This window comes from Dorea sp. 210702-DFI.3.17 (assembly GCF_020560825.1).
Lineage (GTDB): Bacteria > Bacillota > Clostridia > Lachnospirales > Lachnospiraceae > Dorea > Dorea formicigenerans.
Genome location: NZ_JAJCNB010000008.1, coordinates 52881 through 76230 on the forward strand (window position 1 = coordinate 52881; position 23350 = coordinate 76230).

General features: G+C 41.3%; 21 protein-coding genes and 1 riboswitch. Of the genes, 18 read left to right on the forward strand and 3 right to left on the reverse strand.

The window, feature by feature from the left end; all coding sequences use genetic code 11:
* Positions 1-25: 25 nt before the first annotated feature.
* On the reverse strand, positions 26-496 hold the full coding sequence (locus LI149_RS06555; RefSeq protein WP_168933450.1) for a DUF5721 family protein: 471 nt from the start codon (positions 494-496) through the stop codon (positions 26-28).
* Between the two features lie 230 nt (positions 497-726).
* Here LI149_RS06555 and LI149_RS06560 point away from each other — a divergent pair, with 230 nt between their 5' ends.
* The 13 genes from LI149_RS06560 (at position 727) to LI149_RS06620 (ending at position 16100) form a co-directional block, all read left to right on the forward strand.
* Entirely contained in the window at positions 727-2094 is a 1368-nt protein-coding gene (locus LI149_RS06560) for an MATE family efflux transporter (protein ID WP_173786222.1), read from the forward strand.
* Positions 2095-2185: 91 nt separating this feature from the next.
* Positions 2186-2300, forward strand: a riboswitch (FMN riboswitch).
* 180 nt (positions 2301-2480) lie between these two features.
* The gene (ribD, locus tag LI149_RS06565) at positions 2481-3608 is read left to right on the forward strand and encodes a bifunctional diaminohydroxyphosphoribosylaminopyrimidine deaminase/5-amino-6-(5-phosphoribosylamino)uracil reductase RibD (protein ID WP_227078862.1); all 1128 of its coding nucleotides are present in this window, start codon (positions 2481-2483) and stop codon (positions 3606-3608) included.
* Complete coding sequence (gene ribE / locus LI149_RS06570; protein WP_227078845.1) at positions 3590-4255, forward strand: riboflavin synthase; 666 nt, start codon at positions 3590-3592, stop codon at positions 4253-4255. The genes ribD and ribE (LI149_RS06570) overlap by 19 nt, the downstream gene beginning before the upstream one ends.
* Before the next feature lie 39 nt (positions 4256-4294).
* Complete coding sequence (locus LI149_RS06575; protein WP_105309431.1) at positions 4295-5512, forward strand: bifunctional 3,4-dihydroxy-2-butanone-4-phosphate synthase/GTP cyclohydrolase II; 1218 nt, start codon at positions 4295-4297, stop codon at positions 5510-5512.
* 25 nt (positions 5513-5537) lie between these two features.
* Complete coding sequence (gene ribE / locus LI149_RS06580) at positions 5538-6011, forward strand: 6,7-dimethyl-8-ribityllumazine synthase (RefSeq protein ID WP_005330655.1); 474 nt, start codon at positions 5538-5540, stop codon at positions 6009-6011.
* A gap of 90 nt (positions 6012-6101) precedes the next feature.
* Positions 6102-7100, forward strand: coding sequence for a hypothetical protein (locus tag LI149_RS06585; protein ID WP_227143106.1), 999 nt, complete (start codon positions 6102-6104; stop codon positions 7098-7100).
* Positions 7087-9423 carry a DHHW family protein gene (locus LI149_RS06590; RefSeq protein ID WP_227143107.1) on the forward strand — a complete coding sequence of 779 codons (2337 nt, stop codon included), beginning with the start codon at positions 7087-7089 and terminating at the stop codon, positions 9421-9423. The genes LI149_RS06585 and LI149_RS06590 overlap by 14 nt, the downstream gene beginning before the upstream one ends.
* A 29-nt stretch (positions 9424-9452) precedes the next feature.
* On the forward strand, positions 9453-10193 hold the full coding sequence (locus LI149_RS06595) for a pseudouridine synthase (protein ID WP_173786226.1): 741 nt from the start codon (positions 9453-9455) through the stop codon (positions 10191-10193).
* Positions 10147-12108 carry an NAD-dependent DNA ligase LigA gene (ligA, locus tag LI149_RS06600; protein WP_227078843.1) on the forward strand — a complete coding sequence of 654 codons (1962 nt, stop codon included), beginning with the start codon at positions 10147-10149 and terminating at the stop codon, positions 12106-12108. Before LI149_RS06595 ends, ligA begins: the two co-directional genes overlap by 47 nt.
* Before the next feature lie 18 nt (positions 12109-12126).
* Entirely contained in the window at positions 12127-13557 is a 1431-nt protein-coding gene (gene clpX, locus LI149_RS06605; protein ID WP_117650193.1) for an ATP-dependent Clp protease ATP-binding subunit ClpX, read from the forward strand.
* Positions 13558-13657: 100 nt separating this feature from the next.
* The gene (locus LI149_RS06610) at positions 13658-15469 is read left to right on the forward strand and encodes a S8 family peptidase (protein WP_227143108.1); all 1812 of its coding nucleotides are present in this window, start codon (positions 13658-13660) and stop codon (positions 15467-15469) included.
* A 19-nt stretch (positions 15470-15488) separates the two neighbouring features.
* Positions 15489-15632, forward strand: a complete 144-nt coding sequence (locus tag LI149_RS06615; protein WP_181975448.1) for a hypothetical protein — start codon at positions 15489-15491, stop codon at positions 15630-15632.
* Between the two features lie 3 nt (positions 15633-15635).
* On the forward strand, positions 15636-16100 hold the full coding sequence (locus LI149_RS06620; protein WP_040015242.1) for a signal peptidase II: 465 nt from the start codon (positions 15636-15638) through the stop codon (positions 16098-16100).
* Between the two features lie 93 nt (positions 16101-16193).
* Here LI149_RS06620 and LI149_RS06625 read toward each other — a convergent pair whose 3' ends face one another.
* A complete protein-coding gene (locus tag LI149_RS06625; RefSeq protein ID WP_005330680.1) occupies positions 16194-17420 on the reverse strand; it encodes an argininosuccinate synthase in 1227 nt (408 codons plus the stop codon).
* Between the two features lie 395 nt (positions 17421-17815).
* Here LI149_RS06625 and yedE point away from each other — a divergent pair, with 395 nt between their 5' ends.
* The 5 genes from yedE to LI149_RS06650 all read left to right on the forward strand — a co-directional run bounded on the left by yedE (position 17816) and on the right by LI149_RS06650 (position 21849).
* Complete coding sequence (gene yedE / locus LI149_RS06630) at positions 17816-18916, forward strand: YedE family putative selenium transporter (RefSeq protein WP_173786229.1); 1101 nt, start codon at positions 17816-17818, stop codon at positions 18914-18916.
* A gap of 73 nt (positions 18917-18989) precedes the next feature.
* On the forward strand, positions 18990-19193 hold the full coding sequence (locus LI149_RS06635) for a sulfurtransferase TusA family protein (protein WP_005330688.1): 204 nt from the start codon (positions 18990-18992) through the stop codon (positions 19191-19193).
* A 306-nt stretch (positions 19194-19499) separates the two neighbouring features.
* A complete protein-coding gene (locus LI149_RS06640) occupies positions 19500-19835 on the forward strand; it encodes a PadR family transcriptional regulator (RefSeq protein WP_005330690.1) in 336 nt (111 codons plus the stop codon).
* Positions 19819-21225 carry a permease prefix domain 1-containing protein gene (locus LI149_RS06645; RefSeq protein WP_227143110.1) on the forward strand — a complete coding sequence of 469 codons (1407 nt, stop codon included), beginning with the start codon at positions 19819-19821 and terminating at the stop codon, positions 21223-21225. The genes LI149_RS06640 and LI149_RS06645 overlap by 17 nt, the downstream gene beginning before the upstream one ends.
* A gap of 78 nt (positions 21226-21303) precedes the next feature.
* Entirely contained in the window at positions 21304-21849 is a 546-nt protein-coding gene (locus LI149_RS06650; RefSeq protein WP_227968882.1) for a hydrolase, read from the forward strand.
* 98 nt (positions 21850-21947) lie between these two features.
* On the opposite strand, the gene LI149_RS06655 is transcribed toward LI149_RS06650, so the two are convergent.
* Positions 21948-22994 (reverse strand): Rpn family recombination-promoting nuclease/putative transposase, encoded by a 1047-nt coding sequence (locus tag LI149_RS06655; RefSeq protein ID WP_173786232.1) that lies wholly within the window; start codon positions 22992-22994, stop codon positions 21948-21950.
* Positions 22995-23350: the final 356 nt, after the last annotated feature.

Below are 23350 nucleotides of genomic sequence, written 5' to 3' on the forward strand. Positions count from 1 at the left end.
TAAAACTGTGGAAGGAGTTTGGTTTTTAAAAATCAAGCTCTTGACTGGCAAAGAATTTCTGGACATATTCGTCCCAGGCTTTTTCTACGCTTTTATCCATGGTAAATGTATTCATGGAAGTCCCGGTGATGCATTGAAGTGCCAGTCCGTCATAGCGGAAATTAAGATATAGTCCCTGGATTTCCTCCGGGCGGTAGGTCAGATCATGCTCAGTGAGAAAGGATTCAAACTGATCTTTTGCTAGAGATAATATGAATTTGAAATTTAACGGAGTTTTCTTTCCACGGATTACCTGGAAGAAAAAATCGCGAACTTCTCCCCAGGTGGAATACTCCTTTTCGAAAGTTTCATCAAAAAAGTCTTTATGGATTCTTCCATCTACCTGGAAGCGGTTAAAGGTAGTTACTTCCCCCTCGATCAAGGAGAATGTATCAAATGTTGGTTTTAAAAGCAGGTGGGACATACAGACCTTTGCTTTCAGATTAAGAACGATCATAGTGAAAACCTCTCTGGATAATTATTAGAGATATTATAGCATAATTTTTGTAGCATTATAATTCTAATTTTTTAAAAAGCTTTTCAATAAATTTTAAATCGAGTATAATTATTTCTATGTGACATAGCCTTGGGGAAGGCATAATACAGTTTGCGGATATGTGCTGACTGAAAATAAGCGCAGATTTGCAAAAGATATACAGAAATAAAGAGGTAAGAGAGGAAAAAAACTTGGGGAAAAAGACAATAGAAGAAAATACGATCACGGAGGGGATTATCTGGAAGCAGCTTCTGATATTTTTCTTCCCGATCATGCTGGGAACTTTAATCCAGCAATTATATACAACCGTGGATACGATTATCGTCGGACGCTTTGTGGGGAAGGCAGCATTAGCCAGCGTAGGCGGTCCAGCGGCTGTTTTATCAACGATTGTTGTTACATTTTTTAATGGACTGGCAAATGGAGCGGCAGTTGTCATTGCGCAGTATTACGGAGCGAAAGACAAAGGAAGACTGCATACAGGACTTCATACTGCATATTTATTTTCCATTGTGGTCAGTCTCGTAATATCTGTAGTGGGAGCAGTGCTGACACCATGGCTGCTTAAGATCATGAACACTCCACAGGATATGATGGCATCATCAACCACATATTTACGCATTTATTTTATGGGAATCTTATTTACGCTGGTCTATAATATGGGAGCGGCGATCATGAGAGCAGTCGGAGATTCCAAAAGACCGCTTCTTTATCTGGTGGTCTGTTGCGTACTGAATATAGGTCTGGATATATTCATGGTAGTTATATTAAAAATGGGAATTGCAGGAGCAGCACTGGCAACCGTATTTTCCCAGTGTGTCAGCGCATTTTTTGTGACCTGGTCTTTGACAAAAGACTATGATTCTATGAAACTACAATTCAGAGAACTTCGCATGGAAGCATGTGTTCTAAAAAGAGAGTTGAAAATCGGTATACCGGGAGCTCTGCAGGCATGTGCTTACGGAGTGACCAATGTAGTCATTCAGGCATCGATCAACAGCTTTGGAACGGATACGGCAGCAGGATGGGCGGCTTATGGGAAATTAGATTTGATTTTCTGGACAGTATCCAGTGCACTGGGAGCTGCGGTCACAACATTTGTCGGACAGAATTATGGAGCAGGTAAGTGGGACCGGGTATATAAGAGTATCCGGGTAAACATTGGTATTTCTTATGTATTTACGGGTGCGATCATCTTTACATTGTATGCATTTTGTGAGCCTATGTATCATATGTTCACAACGGATCCGAAGGTGATCGACATAGGTGTGTATATGCTCCGGTTCCTGGTGCCGAGTTATCTGCTCAGCATTCTGCTTGAAAACCTGGACGGTGGACTTCGCGGAGTCGGAGATGTACTGTGGCCTACGATATTTACATTTGGAGGATTGTTTTTAATACGGCTCCCGTGGGTTATGATTTTGACTCCGATTTATCATAAGGTGGAAATTTTGCTGATCAGTTATCCGATCGCATGGGGAGGAACACTTCTATTCGTAATACCGTATTATTTTTGGAAGAAGAAAAAGTGTTTCAACAAATTATACAGTGAAAAATAAAGCGAAATTTATGGATTTTTGCGAAATAATTCTCAAAAGTCAAAAAATTCTTTACAAATAAGCAATAAAGTATTATTATACAAAAAAAGATAGAAATCTTCAGGGCAGGGTGAGATTCCCTACCGGCGGTAAAGCCCGCGAGCCGAGAGGCATGATTCGGTGAGATTCCGAAGCCGACAGTATAGTCTGGATGAGAGAAGAAGACGGTACATATAGTTTTAGTTATGAATGCGGTATCGAGGCTCTGAGATGGTAGACCATTTCAGAGTTTCTTTATTTTCATAGATAATTGGACATGAAGTTGTGATTAAAGTACCAGTGAACAAAACCCCTGTAGATCATCTGCAGGGGTTTTGTTCTAAGATAAAAAGAAAGAAGGAATGTATGTGATAGACCAGGATTATATGAAACGTGCAATAGAACTTGCAAAAAAAGGAGAAGGATGGACGAATCCTAATCCGATGGTTGGAGCGGTCATCGTAAAGGATGGACGTATTATCGGCGAAGGCTATCATGCCAGATGCGGAGAGTTGCATGCGGAACGAAATGCAATTGCTTCTCTCACTGAATCAGCCGAAGGGGCAACGCTGTACGTTACATTGGAACCATGTTGTCATTATGGAAAGACGCCGCCGTGTACGGAAGCAATTTTAGAGCAGAAGATAAAAAAAGTAGTGATTGGATCCAGAGACCCAAATCCGAAAGTGGCAGGAAAGGGAGCGAAGATATTAAGAGATGCCGGTGTAGCGGTTGTGGAAGATTTTATGAGAGACAAATGTGATGAATTAAATCCAATATTTTTTCATTATATAACGACCAAAACACCGTATGTAGTTATGAAGTATGCAATGACGTTGGATGGAAAAATTGCAACAAAGACAGGAGCTTCAAAATGGATCACCCAAGAAGCCGCACGCAGAGAAGTACAGTATATGCGTCATCGGTATATGGGAATCATGGTCGGGATAGGAACGGTACTTGCTGATGATCCAATGCTGAATGTCCGGGTAGAAGGGCTTAAAAGTCCGGTCAGGATTATCTGTGACAGTAAGTTAAGAATTCCACTGGACAGCCAGATCGTAAAAAGTGCGAGGGAGTACCGGACGATTGTAGCCTATGCAGATCTGGAGAATGTAGAGAAGAAAAAAGAAATTTTGCAGACAATGGGAGTGGAAACCGTATTTTGTCCGGATATGAAAAAACATGTTAATCTGAAGCATTTGATGGAGTATCTGGGAAAAGAAAATATCGACAGTATTTTACTGGAAGGTGGAGGAACTTTAAATGACAGTGCACTACAGGCCGGAGTTGTCCAGGAGGTGCAGGCATTTATTGCACCAAAAATCTTTGGCGGAGCAGGAAGCCGGACTCCGGTGGATGGAATTGGGATAGAGCTTCCGTCTCAGGCAGCGGTACTAAAGTTCAAGGATATCTGCCAGATTGGAGAAGACCTAAAAATTACCTGTCAGGTCTTAAGAAAAGAACAGGAGGAATTATGTTTACAGGAATTGTAGAAGAACTGGGAAAAGTCCGTTATATTCAGTTGAATGGGAATTCAGGGGTATTGGGGGTGAAGGCAGCAAAAGTACTGGAAGGTACGAAGATCGGAGACAGTATTGCGGTAAATGGAGTATGTCTGACAGTCACTTCCCTGCAGCCTGACGGATTTACGGCAGATATCATGGCAGAGACGATCAGAAGGAGCAGTCTTGGAAATTGTAAGATTGGAAGTTATGTAAATCTTGAACGGGCAATGGCAGCGGATGGAAGATTCGGAGGCCATATTGTGAGCGGCCATATTGACGGAACAGGAGTTATCAGGTCAATGATCCAAGAGGAAAATGCAGTCTGGGTATCCATTAAAACTTCACAGCGGATATTAGATCTGATCGTGGAAAAGGGGTCTGTCTGCATCGATGGAATCAGCCTGACGGTTGCGAAGGTAGACGATGAAGGGTTTCAGGTATCAGTCATTCCACATACAGGGGAAGAGACGATACTTCTGAAAAAAGCATCCGGAGATCTTGTGAATCTGGAAAATGACATAATCGGAAAATATGTAGAAAAATTAATGGGGATTGGAAAAAAAGAAGAGTCCAAATTGGAACATGAGAAAAAGACAGGAATTACAATGGAGTTTCTGGAAGAATTTGGATTTTAAATATACAGCAACAGAAAAAGAATAACGGAGGAAGAACAGATGGAACAAAAGTATCAATATAATACAGTAGAAGAGGCAATCCGGGATTTACAAGATGGAAAAATCATTCTTGTTACAGATGACCCGGACAGAGAAAATGAAGGAGACATGATCTGTGCTGCTCAGTTTGCAACCCAGGAAAATATTAATTTTATGGCAACGCATGCAAAGGGACTGATCTGTACGCCGATGAGCGCAGAACTGGCAGCAAAGCTTAATTTTCCACAGATGGTTTCAGAAAATACCGATAATCATGAAACAGCATTTACGGTATCGATTGATCACGTAGATACAACAACCGGTATATCGGCAGCAGAACGTGCATATACGATGATGAAATGTGTGGATGATACATCAAGACCAGAAGATTTCAGAAGACCGGGCCATGTATTCCCGTTGGTGGCAAAAAAAGGCGGTGTACTTGTGCGTAACGGTCACACAGAGGCAACGACAGATCTTGTAAGACTGGCGGGACTGAAAGAATGTGGTGTATGTTGTGAAATCATGAAAGAAGACGGAACGATGATGCGTACATCAGAACTCTGGGAGCTGGCTCGTAAGTATCATCTTACGTTTATCACAATCAAAGATTTGCAGGATTATTTAAGAATTCATGAAAAGCATGTAAAAGAAGAGGCGGTGGCAGATCTTCCAACACAGTATGGAGAATTTAAGATTCATGGATATGTGAATGACATTACAGGAGAGCATCATCTTGCTTTGGTAAAAGGAGAAATCGGGGAGGGAGAAAATGTACTTTGCAGAGTCCATTCAGAATGCCTGACCGGAGATGCTTTTGGTTCTCTTCGCTGTGACTGCGGATTGCAGCTTCAGACGGCAATGCGCCAGGTGGAGGAAGAGGGAAGAGGAATCATTCTCTACATGAGACAGGAGGGAAGAGGAATCGGACTGATCAATAAGATCAAAGCATATGAACTTCAGGAACGTGGATATGATACAGTCGAGGCGAATGTTCAACTGGGATTTGCCCCAGATCTCAGAGAGTACTGGGTCGGAGCTCAGATTTTATCAGACCTGGGCGTGAAATCCTTAAGACTTCTTACCAATAACCCGGATAAAGTCTATGGGCTTCAGGATTTCGGACTGGAAATTAAGGAAAGAGTACCATTAGAGATCCAGCCACAAAAATATGATCTGAATTATATGAAAACAAAACAGGAAAAAATGGGACACATTTTCAAAGAAATACAATTATAAAAAAGAATGCAGGAGGAAGAAGAACATGAAACAGATTCAGGTAATTGAAGGAAAAGTAGTAGCACCAGAGGGAATGAAAGTTGGAATCGTAGCAGCCAGATTTAATGAAATTATTGTCAATAAGTTATTAGGCGGAGCTGTTGACGGACTTGTGAGACATGGTGTAGAAGAAGAAAATATTACAGCAGCATGGGTGCCGGGAGCATTTGAAATACCAATCACAGCGCAGAAAATGGCGCAGTCAGGAAAGTACGATGCAGTCATCTGTGTAGGTGCAGTTATTCGTGGAGATACATCTCATTATGATCTGGTGTGTAACGAATCAGCAAAAGGAATTGCACAGATCGAGCTTGCAACAGGTATTCCTGTTTTATTTGGAATCATTACAACAGAAAATATTGAACAGGCAATTGCACGTGCCGGAAGTAAAGCTGGCAATAAAGGTTATGATTGTGCGTTATCAGCAATTGAGATGGTGAATCTGATAAAACAGTTATAAAATTTGACTTTTATTCTTATACAAAGTAAAATAAACTATGTATGTCTTTTTAAAGATGTACATAGTTTATTTGTTTATTGGAGAATGAAAATGTTTGAAAAGAATAAAGAAAAAATGAAGGAAAAAATGGAGCCGGATAAAGTGCTTCGTTTTGCGATTGTTGCGGTAATCCTCTTGTTTTTGATCGGTGCGCTGATTATTGGAACACGAATGATGAATCCGCGAGTGGATGCGACAGAAGGAGTAAAGAAACTGACAGAACTGGAAGATGCCAATGTTCAGAAGATTGATGCCAAGATTCAGGAATTAGAGCAGACAGAAGCAGATGAGGCGGCAGCGTGGAAAGCAAAGTCTGCAAAAGAAAAGATGGATGGCTGCATTGTGCTTGGCGACAGTACTGCACTTGGCTTCAGACAGAATGACATCTTGAGTAAGTCGCAGGTGAAGTCAAAGGATGGAGCAACGGTCAGCGATGCGGAAGGTTCCGGATTAAATGAGCTTTTGACAGCCGTAACAGAAGCAGAGACTGCACCACAGAAGCTTATCCTCTGTATCGGAAGAGGAGATGTAGCAGTCAGTGGAGAGACAGCGGATGCATTTGCAGCGAATTACAAAAGCTTTGTTGAGCAGGTGAAAGCAGCATTGCCGGATACGAAAGTTTATGTATGCAGTATCCCGGCATACCTGTCACTGACAAGTACAGGTGATGCGACAGGTTCAGCCGATTCAGATACTGATTCAGATTCAGATGCTAAAGATACAACTGACAACTCGGATTTTAAGAGCAGTACAGATTCTAAGAGCAATACAGATTCTAAGAGCAGCACAGATTCTAAGAGCAATAGTGATAGTGATACATCATCAGATGATAGTAGTTCGTCCAAGATGAGTACCGCGCTGGATGTAACTTCATACAATGAAGCTTTGAAGGCTCTTTGTAAGGAAGAAAAAGTGAAATATGTAGACACAACAGATCTTACGGACGCTTCTTATTATGGGGAGGACGGAAGTACAATGACAAAAGCCTATTATGAGGCTTGTATTAATAAAATTCTGGAGGCGGCGTTTAGAAATTATGTTATTCAATAGTATCGCATTTATATGTGTATTTTTACCAGTTATTTTCATATTGTATTATCTGCTTCCGGGAAAGATAAAAGACATTGCCCTGGTTGCAGGGGGAGCAGTTTTTTTTGCATGGGGAGCCCCGGTCAATCTGGTCGTTCTGGCGTTTTTTATATTGTTTAATTATGCTGTGGGAATTCAGATGGAAGGCTACATGCGAAGAAGAAGGAGTACGGAGCAGTTATTTGCTGGAAGCATACTGATCAATATGATAGTATATGTGTTCTTTGCATTTATCGGACAACGCGTGGGCTTTATTTCGGAAGTGCCGGTCGGAATAGGAATCTGCATCTTACAGGTACTTTCTTATCTGATTGAGATTCACCGGGGAAATGTAAAGGCTCAGAAAAGTATTCTGGATTTTTCTGTTTACATAGCAATGTTTCCGTTGTTCCTGGCAGGACCGGTCGTAAAATATCCGCAGATCCGAAAGGAATTAAAGACTCGCAAATTGTCCTGGGCAAAGGCTGGCGAAGGAATTGCTTTATTTGTATGTGGTTTTGCAAAGAAAGTTATCATTGCAGATTACCTGGCAGATTCATTCACCAAGATCATGTCTTTGAAGGCAGGCGAGTTGTCTGTGTTTGGTGCATGGCTGGGATGTGCAATCTTCATGTTCCAGATTTACTTTGCGTTCAGTGGATACTGTGATATGGCAGTGGGACTTTGCAGAATGCTTGGATTTGATGTGAAGAAAAATTTCCGCTATCCATATGTAGCACGTAACATAACAACATTTGTACGCCGTTTTAACAGCTCTGTTTTTGCATGGTTCTGGGATTACATCTGTGAACCACTCTGGGGCGGCTGGCTTGGAACACTTGTATCCGGAATTCTGATGGGACTTTGGTATGCAGGTATGTGGAAGAATGCACCGTGGCAGGTAACGGTCACAGGTGGATTGCTCTGGGGTATCTACCTTGCATTCTGGCAGATCGTGGAGCGTTATGCACTGCCATTTTTAAAGAGATTACCACCTGTGCTTGGACAGATTTATACATGTTTTTTTACAGCACTTGGCTGGGTATTTTTCTTTGGTAAAACACCGGCAGCGTCATTTGGTTATCTGAAAGTGATGTTTGGATTTGGCGGAGGCGATGTGGTTGGTATCATGGGAAGATATCTTTTCCTTGGAAATGTGTTCGTTCTTGTAGTGGCATTTCTTGCAAGCACACCACTTCCGAATCTTATCTGGAAGAAGATTCTGGTATTTGGAAAGAAAGATAAAAAAGAAAAGAATAAAAAACGTCTGGAGAGAGGCAGAAGTGCAGTATTTGTATTCGCAGCCGTGATCATGATCCTGTGTCTTGTGAATGTGACAGGAGCAGGAAGGACATTTTTCAAAGAGACGGTGAAAGATACCCAGGCGAAACTGGATACAGTTCTTGGAAGACGGGACGTGAACGGTGTGTACCGAGGAAAGAACCAGTATCTTCTGGCGGATATTAACAAGCTGGATGAAAAGAAGGTTCAGGAAAATGTGGACGCGATTACAGCGCTTGCCGAGGATTATTCCGATGTGCCGATGTATATGGCACTGATTCCGGACGCTGCAAATGTATGGGCAGATAAGCTTCCTTCTTATGCTCCGGTGGAAGATCAGACAGTGCAGATTGCACAGATTCAGAGCATGCTTGGAGACAGTGTGAACTGGATTGATGCACAAGGTGTTCTAAATGCGAATAAAGATAAGGAAATTTATTACCACACAGATTCCCGCTGGACAACGCTTGGAGCTAGTCTTGTATGGCAGCAGATTGCTTCAGATCTGGGGCTTGACACTTCGAAAGCACCGGATTTAAAACCTTATGTAGTGACCGGTGATTTCAGTGGAAATCTTTCCCGAACAAGTGGATTTGAAAGCGGATACCGTGAACCGATTTACGCATATTTAACGGAAAATGCTTCTGATAACACGCAGATGGTGGCAAGCTATGAGTCTGAGGGCATAAAGACAGCAGAGCTTTATGACCGTACAAAACTGGACGAACCTGATGCGTATGAAGTATTTCTCGGTGGAGATTATGATAAAATAGATATCCGCACGACAGCAGACAGCACGGACCGGCTGCTTCTGGTGAAGGATTCCTTTGCAGACTGTATGATTCCATTTTTAATTCCATATTACAGGGAGATCATCGTGGTAGATGCAGATTATTATCAGAAGCATGTGTCGGATCTGTTAGATAAGAATAAAATTACAAGTGTGCTGTTTTTGTACGATTGCAATAATTTTGTACAGGATGACAAGCTGAGTAGTATTTTGACAACGGATAAGTCAGAATAGGAACTGCAAAGTAATTGGAGTGTTAGTAAATGATAAGATTAAATAAATACCTCAGTGAGGCAGGTATCTGCTCCAGAAGAGAGGCAGACCGTCTCATAGAGGCGGGACGTGTGACGGTGGATGGCGTACGGGCTGTACCGGGCATGAAAGTGTCAGAGGAGCAGAAAATTTGTGTCGGGAAAAAAGTGATCCAGGGTGCAGAACAGAAGGTTGTTCTGGCAGTCAACAAACCGGCAGGTATCGTGTGTACCGGGGATATGAAAGTGAAAAATAATATCATACGTTTCCTGCATTATCCGGTGCGGGTGACCTATGCAGGAAGACTGGATAAAGATTCGGAAGGCCTTCTTATTATGACAAATGACGGAGAACTGATCAACAGTATGATGCGGGCGAGATATCATCATGAAAAGGAATATCGTGTCCGCGTGGATAAAGAAATCACTTCAGAATTTGTGCGGCAGATGTCAGAGGGTGTGCATATACAGGACGTGGAAAAGAATCTGGATGCGGTAACAAGACCGTGTGAGGTAAAGCAAATTGGAAAGTACACATTTTCCATTATTCTGACACAGGGGCTGAACCGTCAGATCCGGAGAATGTGCGAAGCACTTGGATATAAAGTGACAAAGCTTGTAAGAATAAGAATTATGAATGTAGAACTGGGAAGCTTAAAGAGTGGAGCAGTGCGAAAAATAGAAGGACAGGAGTTAAAGAAGCTATATGAACAGGCAGGAACGCATGAAGGAACTGGTGGAGCTTTTGAATAAAGCATCAAAAGCATATTATCAAGACGCAGAAGAAATCATGAGCAACTATGAGTACGACAAGCTTTATGATGAACTTCAGGAACTGGAGCGTGAGCTTGGGATCACACTTTCCAATAGTCCGACGGTGCGAGTTGGATATGAAGTGGTCAGTGAACTCCCAAAAGAACGGCATGAAAGCCCAATGCTTTCTTTGGACAAGACGAAAGATGTAGAGGAATTAAAGAATTTTGTGGGAGATCAGAAGGCACTGATGTCCTGGAAAATGGACGGACTTACCATTGTTCTGACTTACCGGGGCGGACATCTTTTTAAGGCAGTCACCCGTGGAAATGGAGAAGTAGGTGAGGTCATCACAAACAATGCAAAAGTCTTTAAAAATGTACCGCTTCAGATCAGCTATCAAGGTGAGCTGATACTGCGCGGCGAAGCAGTGATCGGCTATAAAGATTTTGAGAAGATTAATGAACAGATCCAGGAAGCAGAAGCAAAATATAAAAATCCGCGTAATCTCTGCAGTGGTTCTGTACGCCAGCTGAACAGTGAGATTACAGCAAAAAGAAATGTAAAATTCTATGCATTTACACTGGTCAGTGCAAAAGATGTGGATTTCCACAATTCCAGAGCCTGTCAGATGGAATGGCTGAAAGAGCAGGGGTTTGAAGTAGTAGAATACCACGAAGTAATAAGAGACACAGTAGAGGCGGAAGTTATTAAATTTTCAGAAAAAATTGCCGAGAACGATTTCCCGTCCGACGGACTTGTGTTAGTATATGATGATATAGCGTATGGAAGATCACTAGGGCGGACGTCTAAGTTTCCACGAGATTCATTTGCATTTAAATGGGCTGATGAGATCCGCCAGACAAAGCTTCTGGAGATTGAGTGGAGTCCATCTAGAACAGGACTCATCAATCCGGTCGCTATCTTTGAACCGGTGGAGCTGGAGGGAACGACAGTGAGCCGTGCTAGTGTCCATAACATCAGTATTATGGAAGAATTGGAACTTGGTGTGGGGGATGAAATTGAAGTTTATAAGGCGAATATGATCATTCCGCAGATTGCACAGAATCTGACAAGAAGTGGTGTGAAAGATATTCCAAAAGTCTGTCCGGTCTGTGGCGGCAAGACAGAGATTCGCCAGGTCAGCAATGCAAAAGCACTGTATTGTACCAATCCGGAATGTCAGGCAAAGCATGTCAAAGCATTTGCACTCTTTGCGAGCCGTGATGCTTTGAATATTGAAGGTTTGTCAGAGGCAACGCTGGAGAAGTTTATTGACCGTGGATTTATAAAGGAATTCACAGACATTTTTCATTTGGATAAATGGCAGGAAGAGATTCAGACGATGGAAGGTTTTGGAGAAAAATCCTACAAGAACCTGATCGCAAATGTGGAGAAAGCAAAAGTGACGACACTTCCGAAAGTTATCTATGCACTTGGAATTCCGGGAATTGGGCTTGCAAATGCGAAGGTCATCTGCAGAGAGTTTTCCGGTGACGTGGATCGTATGATCCATGCTACTGCAGAAGAACTTGCAGAGATTCAAGGAGTAGGCGAAGTACTTGCCGGTGCATTTGTAACTTATTTTCAGGATGATAAGCATGTAGAAAGCTTGAAGCGGCTGCTTAAAGAGCTTGAGATTCCAAAGGAAGAAGAATCAGAGAGTCAACAGATCTTTGCCGGAGTGAACTTTGTTATTACCGGGAGTGTGGAACATTTTGCAAACAGAGGAGAGGTCAAGGAACTGATTGAGAGCCTGGGAGGAAAAGTTACGGGATCTGTCACTTCCAAAACAAATTACCTAATCAATAATGATGTGACATCGACTTCATCAAAGAATAAAAAAGCAAAGGAACTGGGAGTTCCGATTATTTCGGAGGAGCAGTTCATTAAGATGGTAGAGGAACAAAAGTAGGAAAGAAGGGAAAGAACCATGTCTGAACAGGATTATGTAGATACAATTGATAACAACGATAATAATAGCAATGACAATCATAACGATGATGAATATGAGAAAGTCTGCTTTGTCTGCCACAGACCAGAGAGTGTGGCTGGAAAGATGATCAATCTTCCGAACAATATGTGTGTGTGCAATGACTGTATGCAAAAGAGTTTTGATGCTATGAATAATATGAACTTCGGTGGTGCGATTGATTATAGCCAGCTTATGAATATGCCGGGAGTTCAGTTCTTAAATATTGATGATATGAGCCAGCAGATTCCAAAGCAGCAGCGCGTGAAGAAGAAAAAAGAAGGCGAGAAGGCAACGCCGCTCGTTGACATTCATAACCTTCCGGCACCGCATAAGATCAAGGCGAGCCTGGACGAGTATGTAGTCGGACAGGAATATGCCAAGAAAGTGATGTCTGTTGCTGTATACAACCATTACAAGCGTGTGGCAACAGATTCCATGGACGACATTGAGATTGAGAAATCTAACATGCTGATGATTGGACCTACAGGTTCCGGTAAGACCTATCTTGTCAAGACGCTGGCAAGAATTCTGGATGTGCCGCTTGCGATTACAGATGCTACATCTCTGACGGAAGCAGGTTATATTGGAGATGATATCGAAAGCGTCGTATCCAAGCTTCTGGCAGCAGCGGATAACGATGTGGAAAAAGCAGAACAGGGAATCATTTTTATTGATGAGATTGATAAGATTGCAAAAAAGAAAAATGCGAGTCAGCGTGATGTTAGTGGAGAGTCCGTACAGCAGGGAATGCTGAAGCTTTTAGAGGGAAGCGAAGTGGAAGTTCCGGTTGGAGCTAACAGTAAAAATGCGATGGTTCCGCTCACAACAGTCAATACAAAGAACATTTTATTTATCTGTGGAGGAGCATTTCCGGATCTGGACGGCATCATCAAAGAGAGACTTACAAAGCAGTCTGCAATTGGATTTGGCGCAGATCTGAAAGATAAATATGATCATGATAAGAAGATTCTTGAGAAGGTAACAACAGAAGATCTTAGAAACTTTGGTATGATCCCGGAGTTCCTGGGACGACTTCCGGTAGTCTTTACATTACAGGGACTCACAGAAGATATGTATGTGAAGATTCTGGAGGAGCCAAAGAATGCAATTCTGAAGCAGTATCAGAAACTTCTTGCACTGGATGAAGTGAAGCTCGATTTCACAGAAGGTGCATTACGTGCAATTGCGAAAAAGGCGATGGAGAAGGATACTGGAGCGAGAGCCCTTCGTGCGATTATCGAAGAATTTATGCTGGATATCATGTATGAAATCCCGAAAGATGACAGCATCGGTCAAGTGACGATCACACAGGAGTACATAGAAAATACTGGTGGTCCGATTATTACACTGAGAGGGCAGGAAGTACCGAGATTAGAAAGTCAGGCATAGATAGTAAGGCAGTTATAAAAATATAGAAGATAATGCCCAATAATAAAATAAGAAAACATCTCATATACATATGAAAAGTATACGAGGTGTTTTCTTTTTTATGAATGATAGTTATGGAGAAATAAATACATTGCTAAAGACACGAAAAAATACAAAAAGCAATGTTTTGAAGGAGAGAGTGAGAGCAACACAGCAGAAGGAGGAAGAGACAGGAGATACTTCATGCCGTGAAAAAATCCTCTCTCAGGATTTTCGGGATTTTATTATTCCGAATTACCGGTCAGATCAGGAACTGGTCTATCCCAAGAGCCAGATTTGTGTGCAGAGCCTTGGCTTTGGCTATCGTGTAGCATATGTGGATCAAAGTCTAGGGGAAGAACTAAGCATTGCGGCTTATGGTTACAACAGTATTCCAAATTGCTATGCACTGTTGGATATGGAAGCTATGAATGAGACAGGAATCAGTGTGCTTCAGAATTACCCGGGTCTTAATCTTCGGGGAAAAGGAATTATGATTGGATTTTTGGATACAGGAATAGACTATGAAAATGAAATCTTTCGAAACATAGATGGAAGCAGTCGAATTACGGCGATATGGGATCAGACTGACCAGAACGGTCAGCCACCGGATACATTTACATATGGAAGTGAGTATACGAATAATCAGATTAATCAGGCATTGAAAAGTGACAATCCAAAGGAAGTTGTGCCAGTAAGCGATGAAAATGGACACGGTACATTTTTAGCAAGTGTGGCAGCAGGTGGAGAAAATATCCAGGAAGGTTTTACCGGGGCGGCATCAGAGGCTGAAATTGCAGTAGTGAAGTTAAAAGAAGCGAAAGATTATCTGCGGAAATTTTATGGAATACGACAGAAGGCAGTGTGTTATCAGGAGACAGATATTGCGCAGGGACTTCGGTATCTGCATCTTCTGGCACTGAAAAAACAGATGCCCCTTGTTATGTGTGTGGCTCTTGGAACGAACCTTGGCGGACATAATGGAATGTCCAGTCTGTCGCGGATTCTCGGAAGCTATTCCAGACTGGTAGATCGATGTGTGGTTATCGGAGGAGGAAATGAGGCAAATGAACGACATCATTTTCAGGGAAAACTGAATCAGGTAGGAGAGGTTCAGGAAGTGGAAATGCGTGTCGAAAGTGGAAATACGGGATTTGTAGCAGAATTATGGGGGACCATTCCCAATATTGTGACAGCGTATCTTATATCTCCGTCTGGGGAGAGAAGTCCGGTGATTTCCATTCGGCAGGGGAATCGCTATCAGCTTACATTTCCATTTGAGCAGACGGTTGTGGATGTGGAATACCGGTTGTTTTTGCGGAACGGAAGATCCCAGCTTTTGTTCCTAAAATTCGATCATCCGGCACAGGGTATCTGGAAGATAGGAGTACAGTCGCTGGGGCGTGCAGATGGAGAGTTTCACATCTGGCTTCCGGTGCGGGAATTTCTTGATGGAAATGTATATTTTCTGGAGGCAAGTCCGGACGTGACATTGACAGAGCCTGCGAATACCGATGATCCGATCACGGTTGCTTATTACAGGGGAGCAGATAAGAGTGTTGATATTAATTCTGGCAGAGGTTATACTAGAGACAAGAGAATAAAACCTGATTTTGCAGTTCCAGGAGTCCAGGTTTTGGGAGCAGGGGTAAATGGAACATTTGTAAGGCGAAGCGGTTCCAGTGTGGCAACGGGAATCACAGCCGGAGCCTGTGCGATGATCATGGAATGGATTTTGAATCAGCCGATTCCGGCAGGAGTTACCACAAGTCAGGTGGCAAATATTATCATATTAGGAGCACAGCAGAAAACATTTTCAGAATTCCCGAACCGACAGTGGGGCTATGGAACGATGGACCTGTATCAATCGCTGGACAGATTGAGAAGATTATAACAGATGGGAGAGGTACAATATGGCAGACTTTTTTGAGCAGTTAGGAAAGAAAATTTCAGAAGTAGCAGATCTGGAATATATTTCTCTGTGCGAATCAATTGAAAAAAGAGAGGAAGAAGCAGCACAGTGCCAGGAGGAGATACGAAAAATTCAGGAGGTATAGCAGATGTTATTGATGGCAGCAGGAGGACTTCTTGTTGTGCTGGTGTGCGTGGACATGGGCATTAAGCAGTACATCGAGGAGAATTTTGAAGAAGAGGAAGAACGTGAGACAATTCTGGACAAAGTTGTGCTTCGGAAGGTTTATAATAAAGGCTTCTGTTTTAATACACTGGATAAGAAGCCGGAGCTAGTGAGAAAGACATCTGGTATCTTGTGTGCCGGGCTTGCAATTTATGATGCATGGCTCTTTCTCAAAAAAGGGAAATGGCTCAGAAAATTCGGCATGGTATTTTTGACAGCCGGTGCAATCAGTAATACCTATGACAGACTGATTCGTGGAAAAGTCATTGATTATATCGGAATCCAGTGGAAAAACAGCAGATTTCGAAGACTCACCGCGAACCTGGCAGATGTGTATGTAGTAATTGGGGCAGCAGTGACAGGCGTAGCGAAGATATTCCGAAGATAGAAAAAGCATTCTTAAATAAAAATAGTGTGTAGGTCATTGCAAAGATAATCTACACACTATTTTTTATGATTATTTTAATTATGGTTTCAAGAATTATTTCTTATTGCTCTTTACTTCCTGAAGCTTCATAGCGCGAACCTTAAGCGGCAGTCCGAACAGATTGATAAATCCGTCAGCGTCGTGGTGGTCATAAAGGTCACCAGTTGTGAAGCTTGCAAGAGACTCATTGTAAAGTGAGTACGGTGAAGTTGTTCCGGCTTTGATGATGTTACCTTTGTAAAGTTTGAATTTCACTTCTCCTGTTACGTACTCCTGAGTTGACTCAACAAATGCCTGGATTGCCTCGCGAAGTGGTGTAAACCATTTTCCTTCATAAACAACCTGAGAAAGTTTATTTCCCATATCTTTCTTAACTTCTGTCGTAGCACGGTCAAGAACTAACTCCTCTAACTGCTGATGTGCCTCGTAAAGGATTGTTCCGCCAGGTGTCTCATATACACCACGGGATTTCATACCTACAACACGGTTCTCTACGATGTCGCAGATACCGATTCCGTGCTTAGCACCGAGCTCATTAAGCTTCATGATAATCTCAGATACCTTCATCTGCTGTCCGTTTATACTTGTTGGTACACCTTTTTCAAATGTCATGGTTACATATTCACCTGCATCTGGAGCTTTTTCTGGTGTAACACCAAGTACGAGCAGATGCTCATAGTTTGGCTCGCAGGAAGGATCCTCAAGCTCAAGACCTTCATGGCTGATGTGCCATAAGTTACGGTCACGGCTGTAGCTGTGGCTGGCATCAAATGGAAGGTCGATACCATGTGCTTTACAGTAAGCAATCTCATCCTCACGGGATTCCATCTTCCAGAGATCTGTCATTCTCCAAGGAGCAATGATCTTGATGTCTGGAGCAAGTGCTGTGATACCAAGCTCGAAACGAATCTGGTCATTTCCTTTACCAGTAGCACCGTGGCAGATTGCTACAGCACCTTCTTTTCTTGCAATTTCAACTAATTTCTTAGCAATTGCCGGACGAGCCATAGCTGTTCCGAGTAAATATTTATTCTCATATACTGCATGAGCCTTTACACAAGGCATGATGTAGTTGTCGCAGAAATCATCAATGATATCCTCGATGTATAATTTGGAAGCACCAGCCATCTTTGCTCTTTCTTCCAGACCATCTAACTCCTCGCCCTGTCCACAGTTAATGCAGCAGCAGATTACATCATAGCCAAATGTCTCTTTTAACCACGGAATAACAGCAGTTGTGTCCAGTCCGCCTGAATATGCTAATACGACTTTTTCTTTCATTTTCGAAATCCTCCTAATGTATCATTTACTTTCTATTTTAATAAGAAAATATCTTATTTGCAATCGCAAATCATACTATACACCTAAATTCATAAATATGCAAGAAAAAAATGGAAAAATCTTTTTAATATGCAAAATATGCATTGTAAATGTATAAAAACAGAGAGCTGTATAAATGAAGAAACAGGAAGAAAATAGTAAATACAAGAAAAATAAAGAAAATACAGAAAAAATATAAGCACTAATCCTATTAATATGATATGCAATATGTATAAACATTAACAATAAATATAAGGGATTTAATGTATTTATCAATTGGACATGTCGAAAAAAAGAAACTAAAATAGAAGTTGTAATCTAAAGACGAGAGTTATGTTATTGGAGGAGGAAAAAATATGAATTTAACAGGCTCAAAGAAAACACTTGCGTTGGCAGGTGTGATATGCGGACTTGTAGCAGCATGTCTTGCATATTTTGGTAACCCGGCAAATATGGCATTCTGTATCGCATGCTTTATCCGTGATACAGCTGGTGCAATGGGGATGCATCAGGCTGAAGCAGTAATGTATGCAAGACCAGAGATTATCGGTCTGGTTCTTGGCGCATTTATTATTTCAATTGTGACAAAAGAATTCCGCTCTACAGGTGGATCTTCACCGATGATTCGTTTTGTACTTGGTGTGATCATTATGATCGGAGCACTCGTATTCCTGGGATGCCCACTTCGTATGGTACTTCGTATGTCAGCCGGTGATTTAAATGCATGGGTAGCACTTATCGGATTTATTCTTGGAGTAGCAACTGGTGTATTTGCTCTGAAACAGGGATTCAGCCTTGGAAGAGCACAGGCAACAACAAAAGCAAGTGGAGCAGTACTTCCGGTCATCGTTGTTGGAATTTTGATCCTTGCAACATGCACATCACTTTTGAAAGTAAGTGCGGCTGGTCCGGGAAGTTTACACGCACCAATCATTATGTCTCTTGTAGGAGGCCTGATCTTCGGAGCTATGGCTCAGAAATCAAGAATGTGCTTTGCAGGTGGAATCCGTGATGTCATTATTATGAAGAACTTTGATTTATTATCTGTTATTGGCGGACTTTTCGTTGTAATGCTGATCTTCAATATTGCAACAGGAAAATTTGTAGTAGGATTTAACACACCAGGAGTTATTGCACATTCTGAACACTTGTGGAATATCCTTGGTATGTATACAGTTGGATTTGCAGCAGTTCTTGCAGGTGGATGCCCGCTTCGTCAGTTAATCCTTGCAGGACAGGGATCTTCTGATTCAGGAGTCACTGTAATCGGAATGTTTGTAGGAGCAGCAATCTGCCACAACTTCGGACTTGCAGCAAGTGGAACAGCACTTAACCCGGAGACAAAAGCTGTTGTAGCCGGAGCAGTTCCAACTAACGGAAAAGTTGCATGTATTCTTTGCATCGTAGTTCTGTTCATCATAGCATTTACATGCAAGAGAGAGACAGCTAAGAAATAAGAACAGAAAGAAATTCAGATGAAATAATTACAACAGAATAGCTGAAAATAATGTCTGAAAGGAGTATATAGATATGGTAGAAGTAGATGCAAGAGGACTTTCCTGCCCAGAGCCGATCATGCTGACAGCAGAGGCTCTGAAGAATGAAAAAGGTCCAATTAAAGTATTGGTAAGTGAGCCGGTACAGAAAGAAAATGTTGAAAAATATGCAAAGAGTCAGGGAAAGAAACCAACATCAAAGGAAGTTGGGGACGAGTTTGAAATCGTCATTGAATAAGATTTCCTGATTTAGGCATCAGACGCATATGGAAGTTCAGGAGCAGTCGTGAAAACGGCTGCTTCTTTGCATATATCTTGCACATATCTCGCATATATCTACAGAAAATGCTTGACATATATCGATTGCCGATATACTATGTAGATAACCGATATATCGATTGTCGATATAAAACATTGTTTTAATGATGAAAGTCAATTTATATCAGTTATATCGGATAAGATGTGTCGGCAGGGTAGATATGAATGCAAAAATCAGAACTGATTAAAAAGATTCTGAATTGAAAAAAGAAAGGGGAGGTATAAAATGGCAGTAGATAAAAGCCTGGTGTCCGGAAGCACGATGATGTTGATTCTTAAGCTTCTGGAAGAGAAAGACATGTATGGTTATGAGATGATTGAGACTTTGAGGGAGAAGTCAGAGAATGTATTTGAGTTAAAAGCAGGAACATTATATCCGCTCCTTCATGGACTGGAGGAAAAGGAGTTTGTAAAGTCTTACGAGCAGGAAGCGGGTGGAAAGACAAGAAAGTATTATTCCATAACAAGAGAAGGAAAGAAGCAACTCCGTGCAAAAGAAAAAGAATGGAAAGAATACGCCGGAGCAGTGAGAAATGTTCTGGGAGGTGTATGCTTTGGATAGACAGGAATATTTGAAATCTTTGACGGAACAGATTCGTACAAAGCGTGCGCGAACCATGGTTGCGGAGGAAGTAGAAGCACATATTGAAGACCAGAAACAGGATTTCATGGCTCATGGATTAGGTGAAGAAGAAGCCGAGTCGATGGCTGTAGTGGAGATGGGAGATCCAGTGGAGGCAGGCGTGAAGCTTGACCGGGTGCACCGCCCGAAGATGGAATGGACAGTTCTGATGGCGATTTTAATTATTAGTATTATGGGACTGATCCTACAGGCGGTAGTTACTTCGTCTTTTCCAACAATGAATATGAGTACACTGGAAGCTTTCAAAGATAACTTTTTATATGGCGGAATTTGGAGTGCAATGTTAATAGGAATAGCGGTCATGTTGGGAATCTGTTATCTGGATTATTCTGTATTAGTAAAGTGGTCATTTCCAATTTGGGCAGTCATGCAGATACCGGCAGTCTTTTCTATAGTTAGTAAGATCTTTTTTGATGAAACAATGTGGATTGGACCGATGGTCAATGGCAGAAGTGTAGTTCAGATGTTATTGTCCTATCTGGTCATTCCCTTTTACGCAGGGACAATTTATCATTTCCGCAGAAAAGGAACGAAAGGACTGATCATTAGTACCGTGTGTCTTGGAATATCAGTACTTACCGATTTGATGATACCGTTTATGTCATCTGCAGTTGTTACCGGAATTACAGGGCTGGTCTTACTGCATGTGGCGGTCTGTAAGGGCTGGTTTGGAGAAAATAAAAAGAAATTTTTGATTAGAATGTGGGGTGTGATTGGAATCTGCCTGATACTGATGTCCGGAATAACATTTTGGGGTAATGGACGTTTCGTTACAGATTATCAGGTACATCGACTGGAAGCTTTAATTACCGGAGAACACTGGGATTATACAAGAGGTGCGGTTGCAGACGTAGCAAATACTGCAAAAGATCAAAACTCAAGTAAATGGCATGAGTCGCAATCTTCCGGAAAAATAGAAGTAACGGATCCATATAATGGTGCCGCAGAAGTAGAAGCTGTCACGCTTTACAATTATGCAAGAAATGATTATATCTGGACATACCTGTTCCATTATTTTGGAAATGTAAAAGGAGTCTTTCTGGTTGTAGTATTTGTGGTATTTATGGCACTATTGCTTCGAATGGCGGTAAAACAGAAGAATCGCCTGGGATATATGATCAGTATCGGCTGTGTATTATTTTTGATTTTACAGTCACTGTTCTATATTGGAGTAAATGCAGGACTTTATCCGATTAGCGGAAATTATATGCCATTTTTATCTCATGGAAATATGACCATGATGATTACTTACTTTTATATGGGAATATTGTTGTCCGTGTACCGGAATACCAACGTCGTGAAAAATTAGTTGACAATATAGAAAAAGGCATATATCATATAAAACATATAGGAAAAGAAAGTATATGAAAGATTGGAGATGCCTGATATGACGAGAGCGGAAGCCTGGGAACTATTAACAGAATATAATCAAGACGAATTTCACTTGCAGCATGCACAGACAGTAGAGAATACGATGCGCTATTTTGCAAAAGAACTAGGATATGGAGAAGAGGAAGAATTCTGGGGAATTGTAGGTCTTTTACATGATCTGGATTTTGAAAAATATCCAGAAGAGCATTGTATCAAATCTCAGGAAATTATGAGAGAGAGAGGAGTCGACGAACGTGTTATTCATGCGACGGCAAGTCATGGATATGCAATTACGGTTAATATTCAACCAGAGCATGAGATGGAGAAGGTGTTGTATGCAGTAGATGAACTGACAGGGCTTATTGGAGCGGTGGTGCTTATGCGTCCATCGAAAAGCGTGCAGGATCTGACGCTAAAGTCGGTAAAAAAGAAATATAAAAGCAAGAATTTTGCGGCTGGATGCTCAAGAGAAGTCATAGAAAGAGGAGCAGATATGCTGGGCTGGACTTTGGACGAGCTGATTCAAAGAACCATCGATGCATTGAAGACATTCCAGGAATAGACGAAGAAATACTAAAATATAGGAAATTTAAGAGGTTAAAAGAGGATGTAGCATTCAAAAAAATGAGTGCTGCATCCTCTTTTGCTATGGATAGTAAATTATATTTTTCCTGTGTGTAATAATTTTAAAATTTTCTCGGCATCATAATCAGGTGCCTGGTTCATGGCAAGGTCATAGATTGGCTGAATAGTATCAAGCGGTTCCAGCAAATCAGTAGCTATCTGAGAAACAGAAAAGTTTTTGATTATCCTTTTAATAACTTGTTTGATTAAGTAGAGCTGCTCGCCTTCTTCTCGACTGACGCGCCTTGTCTCCTGTACATCATATGCTTCAAAAGAATCAAACATCATATTAAACTGCCTCCTTGTAATATGGTCTGTAAGGTCATTGATTTCTTCAGCAGGGACATTGATTGTATGAAGAAATGCTGAAAATACAGCGCCAATAAGCTTTAAAATGTGTGGTGGTGTATTCTGTGTCAATTGGTTCCAGTAGTCTTCTGGAATCTCTTTTAAATGTTTGAAATCAGAGGAACTCTTGAGTTTGTTAAGGATGAAAATAGCTGAGAGTTCATCACCTTTTTCAATTAAATCTTCTTGGGAATACTTATTCAAAGGAACGACCAGATATTTATAATCTGGAATGAATTCTTTAAAGATATCACTCATGAATACCCGGTCTTTAAAATGTAATGCAGAAGTCCATTGTCCCGTGCCTTCATAATAAATAATTGGCAGGATTGGCGGATATAAAAAATCTTTGGATTTCGTAATTCCAGGATGTAACTTTTCCTGTGTGGCAGCGTAATCAGTCCAGACATAAACCATGTATCTGAGCAATCTAAAAGACATGTCAGCATCTGCTTCTGATTGGTGTTCAATAAGTGCAATCAGATAAAGCTCTGTGTTTTCAAGCTGAATCTTCTTCACAATGTCAGAATCACGGGATTCCTGAAATAAAGGAATAAAATGTGAAGAAACGTCTTCAATATCCTCTGGCTTTATGTTCATGAAAAAAGGAATGTCCGTGTATCCTTTTAGAAATTGGGCACAGAGTGTCGAGTCTCCGAATACAATCTTGGCTGCATTGTCATGAATCTTTGAATTGTGTACCCCATGTTCAGTTGTCTTGTTGGTAGTTTCCATAGCGCTCCTCTCTGAGCAAATGTAAACTAAAAACTTTCTGAATATATTTTAACATTGTAAGTATAAAAAGACAATATAGAAATTGAATGAAAATAAATTCTATACAAAAGGGATTTGTCAAAAATTCAGAAGTACCGTAACATTTGCCCGGTGTGCATGCAACTTGTGCAAGTGCAGGGGCACTTAAAGTTGCGATGAATGAGTAACATCATCAAAAATCTGAGTGAATTCTTTGCTGAAAAAGCAATGAAATTCAGAAATGAAATCCTGGCTGGGGATTTTCATGGGCGTTGAAACATAATGAAAATATCGTGCCCGAAATTTGATGTAGATGTAGTGTAGCACAGATAAAGAGT

What these genes read in the sequence shown, in the direction of transcription:
- LI149_RS06615 (WP_181975448.1), top strand. Translation starts at nt 15,489, where the DNA reads ATGGCAGACTTTTTTGAGCAGTTAGGAAAGAAAATTTCAGAAGTAGCA.
- LI149_RS06640 (WP_005330690.1), top strand. Translation starts at nt 19,500, where the DNA reads ATGGCAGTAGATAAAAGCCTGGTGTCCGGAAGCACGATGATGTTGATT.
- LI149_RS06555 (WP_168933450.1), bottom strand. Translation starts at nt 496, where the DNA reads ATGATCGTTCTTAATCTGAAAGCAAAGGTCTGTATGTCCCACCTGCTT.
- ribE (WP_005330655.1), top strand. Translation starts at nt 5,538, where the DNA reads ATGAAACAGATTCAGGTAATTGAAGGAAAAGTAGTAGCACCAGAGGGA.
- LI149_RS06585 (WP_227143106.1), top strand. Translation starts at nt 6,102, where the DNA reads ATGTTTGAAAAGAATAAAGAAAAAATGAAGGAAAAAATGGAGCCGGAT.
- LI149_RS06635 (WP_005330688.1), top strand. Translation starts at nt 18,990, where the DNA reads ATGGTAGAAGTAGATGCAAGAGGACTTTCCTGCCCAGAGCCGATCATG.
- LI149_RS06590 (WP_227143107.1), top strand. Translation starts at nt 7,087, where the DNA reads ATGTTATTCAATAGTATCGCATTTATATGTGTATTTTTACCAGTTATT.
- LI149_RS06655 (WP_173786232.1), bottom strand. Translation starts at nt 22,994, where the DNA reads ATGGAAACTACCAACAAGACAACTGAACATGGGGTACACAATTCAAAG.
- yedE (WP_173786229.1), top strand. Translation starts at nt 17,816, where the DNA reads ATGAATTTAACAGGCTCAAAGAAAACACTTGCGTTGGCAGGTGTGATA.
- ligA (WP_227078843.1), top strand. Translation starts at nt 10,147, where the DNA reads ATGAACAGGCAGGAACGCATGAAGGAACTGGTGGAGCTTTTGAATAAA.
- LI149_RS06575 (WP_105309431.1), top strand. Translation starts at nt 4,295, where the DNA reads ATGGAACAAAAGTATCAATATAATACAGTAGAAGAGGCAATCCGGGAT.
- LI149_RS06595 (WP_173786226.1), top strand. Translation starts at nt 9,453, where the DNA reads ATGATAAGATTAAATAAATACCTCAGTGAGGCAGGTATCTGCTCCAGA.
- ribE (WP_227078845.1), top strand. Translation starts at nt 3,590, where the DNA reads ATGTTTACAGGAATTGTAGAAGAACTGGGAAAAGTCCGTTATATTCAG.
- LI149_RS06650 (WP_227968882.1), top strand. Translation starts at nt 21,304, where the DNA reads ATGACGAGAGCGGAAGCCTGGGAACTATTAACAGAATATAATCAAGAC.
- LI149_RS06625 (WP_005330680.1), bottom strand. Translation starts at nt 17,420, where the DNA reads ATGAAAGAAAAAGTCGTATTAGCATATTCAGGCGGACTGGACACAACT.
- LI149_RS06610 (WP_227143108.1), top strand. Translation starts at nt 13,658, where the DNA reads ATGAATGATAGTTATGGAGAAATAAATACATTGCTAAAGACACGAAAA.
- clpX (WP_117650193.1), top strand. Translation starts at nt 12,127, where the DNA reads ATGTCTGAACAGGATTATGTAGATACAATTGATAACAACGATAATAAT.
- LI149_RS06620 (WP_040015242.1), top strand. Translation starts at nt 15,636, where the DNA reads ATGTTATTGATGGCAGCAGGAGGACTTCTTGTTGTGCTGGTGTGCGTG.